This is a genomic window from Convivina intestini (assembly GCF_003096575.1).
Lineage (GTDB): Bacteria > Bacillota > Bacilli > Lactobacillales > Lactobacillaceae > Convivina > Convivina intestini.
In genome coordinates this window covers 217,200-229,583 of sequence record NZ_QEKT01000002.1, presented here as the reverse complement: position 1 = coordinate 229,583, position 12,384 = coordinate 217,200, and the positions used below count along the sequence as shown (strand labels likewise).

Here is a 12,384-nt window from a genome sequence, read left to right as displayed (position 1 = left end):
AATTGAAAAACTTAGCAGATGTATTAACTGAATTTAAACAAAAGCATCCCTTGCCAGGGGACACAACCGTAGCTGATATTATTCAAAAGATTGGTCAGGATCAAGATTTACGTGACTTTTGGCAGGCCCATCAAGATGAAATGAAGGCTGATGCTTTTGAAGTAAAAATGATGGATTTATTTGAATATATCCAGCAAAAAGAGGCTAAAGTGCAAGGATTACCCAGTTTATATCCGGGTTATCAGGCCCAATTAGCAATTCAAAAGGGCTATCCGCAGGTGGTCTATCAGCCGAGCGAGCAGATGCAAAAAAAGCTCAACCAAAAGGCTAAATTAAAAACTTATCAAGTGCCCAAGGCGATTGCGCAAGCTGATTTGGCTCAAATTGCCGAAGAAAGTGCTCAGGATGGCGATCGCACCCCGGCCTTAACCGCGACGATTCAGGTGTTAAAAGAATTAGTCGCCGGTGAGGATCATTATGTTCCCGGCCTATATTTAGCTGGTGATTTTGGCGTTGGAAAAACCTATTTGATGGGGGCTTTGGCCAATGCTCTGGCAGCCAATCAGATTGGCGTTTTAATGTTGCACTTTCCGTCTTTTATTAATAACCTGAAGGCCACTTTTAATAAACCTGATCAAAGCCTAGAAGATTTAATGGTCCAGGCTAAGACCGTACCAGTTTTAATTTTAGATGATATTGGTGCTGATACCTTAACGGCCTGGAGTCGGGATGACATCCTGGGCGTTATTTTAGAATATCGGATGCAAAATGAGTTAACGACTTGTTTTACTTCTAATTTCGACTTGGCTAGTTTAGAACAATACCTAGCTCAAACGCGTGATGGTCAGGAACCGGTTAAGGCAGCGCGTTTGATGCAACGGATTAAATATTTAGCACGTCCTGTAACCATGGCCGGTAGAAATCGCCGATTAGAGTCTTAAAAATATGAAGAAAATATCAAAATGGCTAATTTTAGGATTACTGTTACTACTGACCTGGGTCTTAGTTGAACATGATAGCTTTCTTTACCAGCAGCCCGTGGGCCTAGTGACTGCCACTAAGACGCTTAGTAGCAGTGAGGTAACCGATGAGCATGGTAATGTTGACCATTTGCATACCCAGCAGGTGCAGATTAAATTTTTAAATCGTTCTGGGCAAACTAAGCTAGAGAACCAATATACTGATTCCCAGTCACTAAGTGAGCATTATCAAGTGGGTAACCAAGTCCTTTTAACCAAGCGTTCTGGGGCCTGGCAGGTGGTTAGTCTTAAACGGGATAGCCTCTTAGCAGTGCTACTGGTGCTGTTAATTTACCTTTTAATCATCTATTTGCGACCGGTGCGGGCTAGTTGGCTTCTACTAAGCATGTTGGTCAATATTGTCATTTTTATCACGGCCTTATATTTAGATGTTCATATTAAAAATATTAATGTCGTGGCTTTATTTACCATCACTGCCGCCTTGTTGGCTGGGGTCAGTTTGTTAATGGTGTTGGGGAAAAATCGACAGGCCCTCATTACCTGGCTGGCGACCATTTTATCGACCGGTTTAGCACTGGCGGTGATGACGCTCGTCTTAAACTTAACCCATCATGAAGGCGTTCATTTTGAAACCATGTCCTACGTGACCCAAGTTCCAGCAGCGGTTTTTTATGCCCAGGCCGTTATTGGTGTATTGGGAGCGGTGATGGATGAATCTTCGGATATCGTGGCCGGTTTGTTTGGGCTTAGACGGGAATCTGATCAACACCGTTTTCATGATTATTGGCAGGGGGGCTTGTCAGTCGGCCGTGAAATTTTAGGCACCCTGATTAATGTTCTCTTTATGATTTTTATTGCTGAAACCATTCCCATGGTTATTCTTATGTTACGAAATAACAATAATTGGTCATATATTTTAGATCAAATTATGAACTTGGGGATTTTGCAAAGTGTCGTTTCAGCCATCGGTATTGTTCTAGCGGTACCGATTACCAGTTTAATCACGGCGCAATTACTAACACGGGAGCAAAAACATGAACGCCATTAGTGTTTTAGCGATAATTTTATTTTTCCTATTAATTTTGATTGCTGGCCGACAGGGCTTGAAGTCATTTATCGGCTTGGTCTTAAATTTTTTGGTGATCTTCCTGCTGATTATTTTAATTAATTGGCAGTTTAATCCCTACCTTGTAACCGCCATTTTAGCCGTGGTTATTTTAGCCATTGCCATTTATTTGAGTTCCGATCGCATCACAGTGATGAATATTGCCTTTAAAACTAGCTTGATGGTGGTGGCCTGTCTCATGATCTTAGCGATTGGCGTTCAACATTTTGGTCAATTACAGGGCTTTGCGGTGGAAAATTCGGATGAATTGGAAGGTTTATCCCTAAATGTTGGCATTGCCTTTGGTAATTTGGCCATGATTGTCATGGTCATCTCAGTTCTGGGGGCTGTGGCCGAAGCAGCTATGGCCATTACCGCCGATTTATTTGAGGTGATTGAACGTTCCCCCCAGATTACGGTTCAAGGGCTCCAGGCCCAAGCCCATATAATTGGACAACAGATTTTAGGCACGGCGATTAATACCTTGTTTTTTGGCATGCTGGGGTCTAATTTACCCCTGTTAATCTGGTTTTTGCGTCTGCGCTATTCGCCGGCCCTATTGGTTAATGCCAAATTATTACTAATGGAAATTGTGACCATGCTACTAGGCATGTTAGGCATCTTATTAAGTATTTGGTTGGCCAGCTGGTTGGTGGTACACACATTTAAAAATAAAGGAAGGAGTTTAATTGATGAAACAGACCTTTGATATGATTGAAGAAATTACCCGTCTGGATGGTAGTATTTATTATCAATTGGCCAATATCAGCGAAAATAGTCGAGCCGAATATGCAGCCGACCATGGTTATATTAAAATGGTTCGGATTCTAAAAATGAATATTCCTCGCTCTAAGCACGTTGAAAAGATTGAACGTTATATTAACGACAATTATCCCCAACGAGGCTTGGAATATGATGGTTGGGAAGACTGGGATTTATCGGATGAGATTGCCGCAGAAATGAAAACAGTCTTATTGGATAATAAACTCGGATAGTTCAACTTGTAATTTTCGTGATTTTTTTCTATAATTAAACATTGTGTTAACAACAAGTTGACTATGGTGGTATAGCCAAGTGGTAAGGCAGTGGTCTGCAAAACCGTGATCGCCGGTTCGACTCCGGTTACCACCTCTTTTGACAGTAGGGTTTTGGCCTTACTGTTTTTTATTGCCTAGAAAAAGGTTAATTTTCTAATTGTGTTATAATATAACTTATAGTTTTGTTTATATAGTGCAAAAGGGAGATTTAATTTTACATGCGTATTGATAATTATGTACCAGCTGATCAAAAGAAAGCTGTCGATGAACGTCGCATTAAAGCGTTAAAAGCATTAAGCAAATTGGCGACTTTAACATGTATTTTGATGTATGTGTCGTATATTCCACAAATTATTTCAAATTTTAGCGGCAATCCCGTTAATCCTTTACAGCCAGCCGTGGCAATGATTAACGCCATCCTATGGACGGGTTATGGTTGGTATAAAACCTACCGTGATTGGCCAATTATTATCGCCAATGTTCCCGGGGTAATTTTTGGTTTAGTAACTTTAATCACTGTTTATATTCATTAACATTGTAGGCATCCATTTGGGTGCCTTTTATTTAATTTTCTGGAAAATTAATGTTAAAATGGGAAAGATTTTTAACCATAAAATCCTGACAAGGGGGACTTAATTGGGATGGCAAATTACCAAGACCAAGTGGAGACCCTGCCGGGGGTAGGGCCCAAACGGGCAGAGGCCTTGCATGCTTTAAATATTTTTACAATTGAGGATTTAGTTACTTACTATCCTTACCGTTACGAAGATTTAGCAGTCCGAACGCCGCAAGAAAGCCTGGATGGGGATAAGGTGACCTTTAAGGGTATCGTTAGTACCCCAGCAGTGGTGCGCCGGTTTGGGAAGCGCTCGCAAACTTATTTTGGCTTAATGGTTGATCAGGCTAATATTCGGGTTAATTTTTTTAATCAACCTTGGTTGGCTAAAAACATTGTTGTTGATCAAGAATTAGCCGTTTATGGCACCTATAATGCTGCTAAGGCGTCGCTAACGGGGATTAAATTGGTAACGGCTAGCAGCGATGAGTTAGCTGCCATTTATCCCGCCAGTAAGGAAATAAACGCCAAGACGATTCAAAATTTAATCGAGTTAGCTTGGAGTCAGGTTCGAGGAACTTTGCCATCCTTGGTACCCGCATCAATACGAACTAAATATCGCCTTTTAGACCGGAATCAGCAGGTCGAGTGGATGCAATTTCCACCAGATCCTTACCACGCCAAACAAGCCCGTCGCAGTGCGGCATTTGAAGAGTTTTATATTTTTCAAATGCGACTTCAGCTATTAAAGTTAAGTGATCAAAGTTTTGCCGGTGAAAAAATTCAAGTTGATCTTCAGCGCTGGCAAGCCTTTAAAGATCAGCTGCCTTTTAAGTTAACGACCGCCCAAGAACGGGTAGTTGGTGAGATTTTACATGATCAGCAGCGACCTTTGCATATGAATCGTTTGCTGCAAGGAGATGTCGGTTCGGGTAAGACGGTGGTGGCCGCTTTAGCCATGTATGCCGTGGTGACAGCTGGTTTACAGGCGACTTTGATGGCACCAACTGAAATCTTAGCCCAACAACATGCTCAGGGTTTGGCCAAATTATTTGACCAGGCGGGGGTAGATTTACGGGTCGAATTGCTAACAGCTGGCTTAAAAGCCAGTCAGCGCCGTCAAATTTTAGCTGATTTAGAGGTCGGTGACATTGATATTTTGATTGGAACGCACGCTTTGCTCCAGCCGGATGTTCATTTTCATCATCTTGGTCTAGTTGTCATTGATGAGCAGCATCGTTTTGGTGTTAATCAACGTTCTAAACTGCGAGAAGGTGGGGTGAATCCAGATGTCTTAGCCATGACGGCGACCCCGATTCCTAGAACCCTATCAATCACGGCCTATGGTGAAATGGATATTTCCATTATTGATCAGTTACCCGCCGGTCGAAAGCCGATTGAGACCCGCTGGTTGAATCATGGTCAGCTAGATCTGGCTTTAGCCTTTATGGCCGAGCAACTAGCCCAAGGTGCTCAAGCCTATGTCGTGGCCCCACTAATTGAAGAATCAGAAGTCTTAGACGTTCAAAATGCCCAAGCGGTAGCCAGTCAATTGACCGAGTCTTTTCCAAAATATCAGGTTGGCTTGCTGCATGGACGTTTATCCAATGCTGAAAAACAAGCCCTAATGGCCGATTTTAAAGCGAATCGAATTCAAATCTTAGTCGCCACCACGGTGGTCGAAGTTGGGGTGGATGTCGCTAATGCTAGTCTGATGTTAATATTAGATGCCGATCGCTTTGGCCTGGCTCAATTACACCAACTTCGGGGTCGGGTTGGTCGAGGAGAGCGGCAATCCTATGCCTTTTTGATTGCTGATCCTAAGACTGATTATGGTCGCGCTCGCTTGGAAGCAATGGTGGCGACCAATGATGGCTTTAAGCTAGCCGAAGAGGATTTGAAACTACGAGGACCTGGTGATATTCTTGGGACAAAGCAGTCCGGCGTACCCGAATTTCGGGTTGGCGATCCGATTAAGGATTTAACCATGTTGACCATTGCTCAGCAAGAAGCCATTGCTACCGTGGAAGAGTCAGCTTGGGATAATCAAGTAGAAAATCAAGCATTAGTAGAGTATTTATCACAGTCAATGGCTCAGTACCGCCATTTTGATTAATAATAGTTGAGGAAATATATATGATTACAATTGCCGTAGATGCGATGGGTGGCGATTATGCCCCTGGTGAAATTGTTAAAGGAATCGAAGCAGCCCGTGACCGCTATTTAGATTTGTCGTTTCAATTATATGGTTTGGCCGATCAAGTACCGGCGCTAATCCAAAATTCAGAACGAATTGAATTTATTTCGGTTAGTGAAGTGATTGCCATGGGCGATGAACCGGTTAAGGCTATGCGCCAAAAGAAGGATTCTTCGATGGTCCAAGCGGCTCAAGCAGTCCACGATGGCCGGGCCGATGCCCTCTTTAGTGCTGGTAATACCGGGGCTTTACTGTCCTGTGCAATTTTTATTGTCGGTCGACTTAAAGGAGTTGATCGCCCAGCCTTAGCGACTGCGCTTCCTAGCTTTGGTAGTCAACATGACCAATTTGTTTTTATGGACCTAGGGGCTAATGCTGAAAACAAACCTAATCATTTATACCAATATGGTATTTTAGGTAGCTTTTATGCGTCTCATGTTTTGGGTTATCAAAATCCACGAGTTGGTTTGCTTAATAATGGTGCCGAAGAGGACAAAGGCGACGAGTTGCATAAAGAGGCCCATCAATTGATGTTGCATACTCAGGCCTTTAATTTTGTCGGTAATGTTGAAGCCCGTGAACTCCTTGATGGTTCCGCTGATGTGGTGGTGGCCGATGGCTTTTCTGGTAATACAGCACTCAAAGCGATAGAGGGAACGGCCTTAACGATGTTAAAGCAACTTAAAAAGGCTATTTTAGGTGCTGGTTGGCGTGGAAAATTGGGTGGTCTTTTGTTAAAGCCAGCCTTTAAATCAATGGCTCAGCAGTTAGACTTTAATGAACAGGGTGGCGCGGTCGTGCTAGGGGTCAAGGCTCCAGTCGTTAAAACGCATGGTTCCGCCAAGGCGACTGCAGTTGCTAATACGATGGGGCAAATAAAAACCATGATTGACCAAGACTTAGTATCCGATACAGCGGCCTTTATTGTTGAAAATCATGAAGCCCTAAAGGTTAAAAAGTCGGCAAATTAAACTTGCCTTGCTCTAAAATTGTGTTATTATATTAGGGTTATAACATTAGAGGAGATAAAGATGGCATTAGAAAAAGAGGCAATCTATAACAAATTGGCCGATGAAGTTTCTGAACGTTTTGACGTTCCACGTGATAAGGTTGAGCCTAGTCTGAATTTAATCACCGATGTTAATGCCGATTCAATTGACTTCGTAGAGTTAGTTTTGGAAGTTGAAGACATGTTTAATGTCGAAATTTCCGACGATGATGTTGAGAAGTTAGATACCTTACAAAAGACGGTTGATTATATTTACGATCACCAAGAAGATTAATTAAGGTCAATAAAATAATTAAAAACGTTTTAGCCTTGAAGCCAAAGCGTTTTTTTAATGGCTGAGGATAGTAAAAATGGATGAAAAGCAGTTACAAGACTACGTCAAAGAGGTGTCACTGCAATACTTTAAGCGTCCCTTTGTGCATCAAGCCAATTTTAATCGACGGTTAAAAACGACCGGTGGCCGGTATCGGTTGGCTGACCATAATCTAGAATTTAATCCAAAAATGGCTGACTTACCAGAGTTTTTAGAGATTGTTAAACATGAATTAGTCCACTATCATCTTCATCTAACCCACCAAGGCTACCGTCACGGGGATAACGACTTCAAACAACTTTTAGCTCAAGTAAAGGGGTCGCGTTATGCCCCTGATATTGGTTTAAGACGGAGTAACTCAAAGTGCTTAACCTATCGTTGTGAGCAAGGCCATTTAATTAAACGCCAGCGCCGAATTAATACGCAGCGGTACGTTTGCGGTCGCTGTGGTCAACGGTTACAATTAATAACAGTAAAAAAATGAAATCATGAGGAAAGCCGTGCCAATTAAATTACAACAAATTATTTTAATTGTTTTAGGTTTAGCCTTACCCCTAGGCCTATTTTGGTTGAGTGATCGTCAGCAATGGCCAACATGGTGGACCATTTTAGCTATGGTTGGGATTGTGATTTTCGTGAATCTGGGTTTTGCTGTTATTGCTTACCAAAAATATTGTCAAAAAGAGCAATCTAAATAAATTTTTTAATTTTTGGAAAAATATTGTAAGCGTTTGCAGTAACTGCCTTTTATGCTTATAATATTAGACGAAGAAACACTTTTGAAAGCAGTGGGGGATAGGAATGTGGTAAAAAAACAAAATGCAACTATTTACGACGTTGCCAATCGAGTTGGTGTTTCCTTAGCCACAGTTTCACGGGTTGTTAATGGCAACAAGAATGTACGTGATTCAACTAAAGAAAAGGTTTTAAAGGCCATTGACGAGTTGGGGTATCAGCCCAATGCCGTTGCTCGGGGGTTGGCTTCTAAAAAGTCGACAACCATCGGGATTGTAATGCCCGATGTGACCAACCTGTATTATGCTGAATTAACCCGGGGAATCAACGATGTGGCTAACATGTATCATTATGATGTATTGCTAACCAATACCGATGATGATCCGGTTCGCGACGTCTTGGCAATCAATAGTTTAGAAAGTAAACAGGTTGATGGTATTATTTTCATGGGAAATGAATTGGATCAAGGGGTCAGGAAGACCATTGATGCGCTAAATATTCCGGTTGTCCTAGCTGGCTGTGTTGATGCGCAACAAAAGCTACCAAGTGTTAATATTGATTATATTGACGCCTTTTATGAGATAACCGCTAGTTTATTGCGGCATGGACATGAAAATGTGGCCTTGGTAATGGGTAGTTTGGATGAAGCTATTAATCGGGATTATCGCTTAGCCGGTTATACTAAGGCATTGAATGAAGTTGGTCGTCAAGTTGACGAAAAGCTCCTATTTACGACCGGTCGTGATTATCAAAAGACCCTAGAGCTAGCACCGAAAGTGGTCGCTAGTGGGGCAACAGCGATGATTGTTTATGACGATGTTGTCGCGGTTGCGCTCTTAAATTATCTCCATGACCACCATTTTGATCTACCTGGTCAGATGGAATTAGTGACTTCTAACGACACTAATTATAGTATTATCTCCCGTCCACAGTTAACGTCGATTGCCCAGCCTAAGTATGATATTGGGGCCGTAGCGATGCGGATGTTAACTAAGTTAATGAATAATGAAGACTTGAAAGAACAAGCCGTCAAGTTACCCCATACGATTGTTCAACGTCAAACGACACATGAATTGAATTAGTTCAAGCTTGATACCTCTGGTGAGTCAAGTAGTTAGGAGGTTATCTATCAATTCACAAAATATTGAAAAAAGTGACGCAGTTAGCCGGCCCAATCATCGCTATATAACTGGCCTAGATGGCCTCAGAGCACTGGCGGTGATTGGGGTCATTACCTTTCACTTACTACCAAATTGGGTCAGCGGTGGTTGGCTAGGTGTGCCACTCTTTTTTATTATCTCAGGGTATTTAATTACAACCTTATTAATTCAAGAGTATGAGCATTCGGGTAATATTGGCTTTTTACCATTTTGGGGTCGGCGTTTACGACGACTATATCCACCTTTAGTGGTGATGTTGTTGCTGACGGTGTTTTTAATTTTATTATTAGCTCCACAGCAGCTATATAATTTACGCTATATCGTTTTTTCTAATTTGTTGTATGTCTATAATTTTTGGGCGATGGGACATGGCGGTTCCTACTTTGATCAAATCAATGGGGCCTCGCTCTTTACGCATTTATGGTCTTTATCAATTGAAGCTCAATTTTACTTGCTGTGGCCAGGAATTGTTTGGTTACTGTTAAAAAGTCGTTTGAAAAAGATTGTGATTAGTACCATCTTAGTGTTAGGAGCCAGCCTGAGTGCCTTGTTAATGGGGCTTTTTTATAGTGGTGCTAGCCTTAACCGTGTTTACTATGGTACTGACACGCGGATCTTTGCGATTTTACTAGGAGCAGCCTTAGCCTTTGTGTGGCCAGCTCATCGCCTAACCACTCGCTTAGACCGAGAGATGCGCTTTTATATCAATGTTATTGGCTTAGTGGCCGCTGTAGATACTATCCTAGCCTTTTTGGTAATTAACGGACAGGCTCCCTTTGTCTATAAGGGAGGAATGTTTGCTCTAACCTTAATCATGACGATCTTTTTAGCCATCGTGGTTCATCCAGTTTCACTTTTGAATCATCTTTTGGATCGGTCTTGGCTGAATTACATTGGTAAACGTTCTTATAGTATTTACTTGTATCAACTGCCGGTTTTTGTTTTTTACCCTAAACTAGTGAAAAATTTTCATTTTTCAATTTGGCAGGCCTTAATTGAAGTTGCGCTGGTCTTAGCTATTAGTGAAGTTTCTTATCGTTATGTGGAAACGTTATTTAGACATCCTAAGCAAAGAAAACGGGCTTGGCAGTGGCTTAAGCAACGAAAATTACTCCTGTATCCAACCGCCATGGTAACTGCTTTCTTCTTGGTAACTATTGCTGGTGGCTTGATACGGCCCGAAGCGGGGATGGCTGCACCTAAAAGTGATTTACAAAAACGTCTGGAAAAGGCGCAAAAGGATCTAGCTCAGCAAAAAAGTCATACGGATCAAAAAAAGCATGACGAAGCTGCTGATGCTGCCTTAACACCGGAACAAATTAAATTAATTCAAGACTATCAGATTACAACTGACCAGTACCGGCATTTTAGCCAATTAGCCATCACGGTTGTAGGTGATTCGGTGATGCTAGATGTTTCTCCGAACTTACAAGAATTAAATGACCACTTAAGTATTGATGCGCAGGTTGGTCGTCAGGCTGATGATGCCATTCCGGCCTTAATTAATCAGATTAAAACCGGTCATTGTGCCGATACGATTTTGATTGGTTTGGGTACGAACGGGAACATTCGTGCTAGTGATATTGATGCTTTAGTGGCCGCTGCTGGTAAACAACGCCAAATTTATTGGGTTAATAATTACGTAGTTACCAAACCTTGGCAAGATAGTAATAACCGTGAGTTGGATGAAGCCAAGCAAAATAATCGCAATTTTCATGTAATTGATTGGTACTCTCTAGTCAAAGACCATCCGGAATGGTTGGCCAGTGATGGTATCCATCCTGAAACTACTGGAAATCATCATTATGCGCGTTTAGTTATTCAAGCAATTAGTAAGGACAGCCGTTAATGGTTGTTTTTTTTTTATTTTAATTTAGAATGGAAAGTAGAATGATTCTAAAGGAGAAACCATGTTTAAATCTTTGCGTCAGTTAACGCCGTTTTCATTGGTGCTATTGTTCATTGCCTTTGTCATGTCAATTAGTCAATCCACCATGACCACGGCCTATCCAATTTTAATGCACAGCTTCAACGTCAGTGCCAGCACCGTCCAATGGCTAACGACCGGTTTTATGGTAACGATGACCTTGGTGATGCCACTAAGTCCTTGGTTGTTAGATAATATTCCGCTTCGTTACTTGTTAAATGGAATTGTGATTGTCTTTTTAATTGGGACAGCTTGGGCGATTGTAACCCCTAATTTTACGGGAATCATCATTGGCCGTTTGCTGGAAGGAATCGCCGTAGGGGCCTTGTTTCCAACCTTCCAGTCCGTTATTTTAGAAAGTACGCCTAAAGACCGGCGCGGACCTTCTATGGGTGTCGTTGGTTTGGTTATGGGGTCAGCCCTAGCAGTTGGGCCAATTGTATCGGGGATTATCTTACAGTGGGGATCTTGGCGCCAATTGTTTGGTTTCTTCTTCGTTGTTTTGATTGTGCTAGTACTTTTAATTCAAAAGCAAATTAAAAATGTCCACACCCTGAAGCCTTATCGTTTTGATTGGTTATCAGCGGTGATGCTATTAGGCTTTGGTGGGATTTTATATAGCATTTCAGTGATTCCAACCCAGGGAATTAATGCCCAATGGTGGCTGATGATGGTTATTAGTACCATTGTTTTAGGAATTTTTGTTGCCCGTCAACTTAAATTAAAGACACCATTCTTGAACTTATCGGTCTTTCATTATCATGGTTATTTACCGGCCATGGTTTTGACCGGTTTATCTTATTCTGGTTTAATTACTGCCACAGTTTTGATGCCCCTCTTTTATCAAAAGGTGTTCCATTTTGATCCCTTGGCATCTGGATTACTGATGGTACCAGCTGCTATCTTCTTAAGTTTGTTAAACCCTAAGGCTGGTTATCTTTTACAAAAGATTGGCTTGAAACGCTTAGTGCGAATTGGTACTTCGATGATGATCTTAGGCTACGGCCTCTTAGCCTTAATGGGCCAGGCTAACTTTTGGGTCGGTTTAGTGGCTGCTATGTTACTAGAGGGGGGAAACGCCTTCATCATGATGCCAGCCGTTACAGCGGCCAACAATGCTTTACTAGAAGATTTAGTTGCGCACGGGACAGCGATTTTAACGACTTTACGGCAGGTTATTGGTGCTGGTAGTGTGGTGGTAGCGTCGATTTTGATTACTTCCTTTAATCAGAACATTTCATACGGGGCGGCCCTGAGTCAAACCAGTGCCTGGTTTATCTTTGTACCAGTGCTGGGACTGCTATTATCAACGCAAATTAAAGCTGAAAAATAAGTGTTTTCAAGGCTTAGTCAACTTTTTATTTT

13 protein-coding genes and 1 tRNA gene are annotated in these 12,384 nt (G+C 41.8%); all 14 read left to right on the top strand.

Annotated features, from left to right (window positions below; all coding sequences use genetic code 11):
- Nucleotides 1-2 precede the first annotated feature (2 nt).
- The 14 genes from dnaI to C7384_RS03115 all read left to right on the top strand — a co-directional run bounded on the left by dnaI (nucleotide 3) and on the right by C7384_RS03115 (nucleotide 12,352).
- Nucleotides 3-941: a primosomal protein DnaI gene (gene dnaI, locus C7384_RS03180; protein ID WP_089938030.1), complete on the top strand. Its 939-nt coding sequence runs from the start codon at nucleotides 3-5 to the stop codon at nucleotides 939-941.
- Between the two features lie 4 nt (nucleotides 942-945).
- Nucleotides 946-2,028 (top strand): YibE/F family protein, encoded by a 1,083-nt coding sequence (locus C7384_RS03175; protein WP_089938032.1) that lies wholly within the window; start codon nucleotides 946-948, stop codon nucleotides 2,026-2,028.
- The gene (locus tag C7384_RS03170) at nucleotides 2,015-2,794 is read left to right on the top strand and encodes a YibE/F family protein (RefSeq protein WP_089938034.1); all 780 of its coding nucleotides are present in this window, start codon (nucleotides 2,015-2,017) and stop codon (nucleotides 2,792-2,794) included. Before C7384_RS03175 ends, C7384_RS03170 begins: the two co-directional genes overlap by 14 nt.
- A complete protein-coding gene (locus tag C7384_RS03165) occupies nucleotides 2,778-3,080 on the top strand; it encodes a hypothetical protein (protein ID WP_089938037.1) in 303 nt (100 codons plus the stop codon). Before C7384_RS03170 ends, C7384_RS03165 begins: the two co-directional genes overlap by 17 nt.
- 65 nt (nucleotides 3,081-3,145) lie before the next feature.
- Nucleotides 3,146-3,216 (top strand) — tRNA-Cys (locus C7384_RS03160).
- A 124-nt stretch (nucleotides 3,217-3,340) separates the two neighbouring features.
- Nucleotides 3,341-3,655: a SemiSWEET family transporter gene (locus C7384_RS03155; RefSeq protein ID WP_089938039.1), complete on the top strand. Its 315-nt coding sequence runs from the start codon at nucleotides 3,341-3,343 to the stop codon at nucleotides 3,653-3,655.
- 108 nt (nucleotides 3,656-3,763) lie between these two features.
- Nucleotides 3,764-5,794: an ATP-dependent DNA helicase RecG gene (gene recG / locus C7384_RS03150; protein ID WP_089938041.1), complete on the top strand. Its 2,031-nt coding sequence runs from the start codon at nucleotides 3,764-3,766 to the stop codon at nucleotides 5,792-5,794.
- Nucleotides 5,795-5,817: 23 nt separating this feature from the next.
- Nucleotides 5,818-6,846 carry a phosphate acyltransferase PlsX gene (plsX, locus tag C7384_RS03145; protein ID WP_089938326.1) on the top strand — a complete coding sequence of 343 codons (1,029 nt, stop codon included), beginning with the start codon at nucleotides 5,818-5,820 and terminating at the stop codon, nucleotides 6,844-6,846.
- A 60-nt stretch (nucleotides 6,847-6,906) separates the two neighbouring features.
- Nucleotides 6,907-7,158, top strand: a complete 252-nt coding sequence (locus C7384_RS03140) for an acyl carrier protein (RefSeq protein ID WP_089938043.1) — start codon at nucleotides 6,907-6,909, stop codon at nucleotides 7,156-7,158.
- A 76-nt stretch (nucleotides 7,159-7,234) separates the two neighbouring features.
- Nucleotides 7,235-7,681: a SprT family protein gene (locus C7384_RS03135; protein ID WP_089938045.1), complete on the top strand. Its 447-nt coding sequence runs from the start codon at nucleotides 7,235-7,237 to the stop codon at nucleotides 7,679-7,681.
- A 16-nt stretch (nucleotides 7,682-7,697) separates the two neighbouring features.
- Complete coding sequence (locus C7384_RS03130) at nucleotides 7,698-7,895, top strand: hypothetical protein (RefSeq protein WP_089938047.1); 198 nt, start codon at nucleotides 7,698-7,700, stop codon at nucleotides 7,893-7,895.
- A 105-nt stretch (nucleotides 7,896-8,000) separates the two neighbouring features.
- On the top strand, nucleotides 8,001-9,014 hold the full coding sequence (locus C7384_RS03125; protein ID WP_089938049.1) for a substrate-binding domain-containing protein: 1,014 nt from the start codon (nucleotides 8,001-8,003) through the stop codon (nucleotides 9,012-9,014).
- 19 nt (nucleotides 9,015-9,033) lie between these two features.
- Nucleotides 9,034-10,941: an acyltransferase family protein gene (locus tag C7384_RS03120; protein ID WP_243400702.1), complete on the top strand. Its 1,908-nt coding sequence runs from the start codon at nucleotides 9,034-9,036 to the stop codon at nucleotides 10,939-10,941.
- Nucleotides 10,942-11,002: 61 nt separating this feature from the next.
- Nucleotides 11,003-12,352, top strand: a complete 1,350-nt coding sequence (locus tag C7384_RS03115; protein ID WP_089938051.1) for an MFS transporter — start codon at nucleotides 11,003-11,005, stop codon at nucleotides 12,350-12,352.
- Nucleotides 12,353-12,384: the final 32 nt, after the last annotated feature.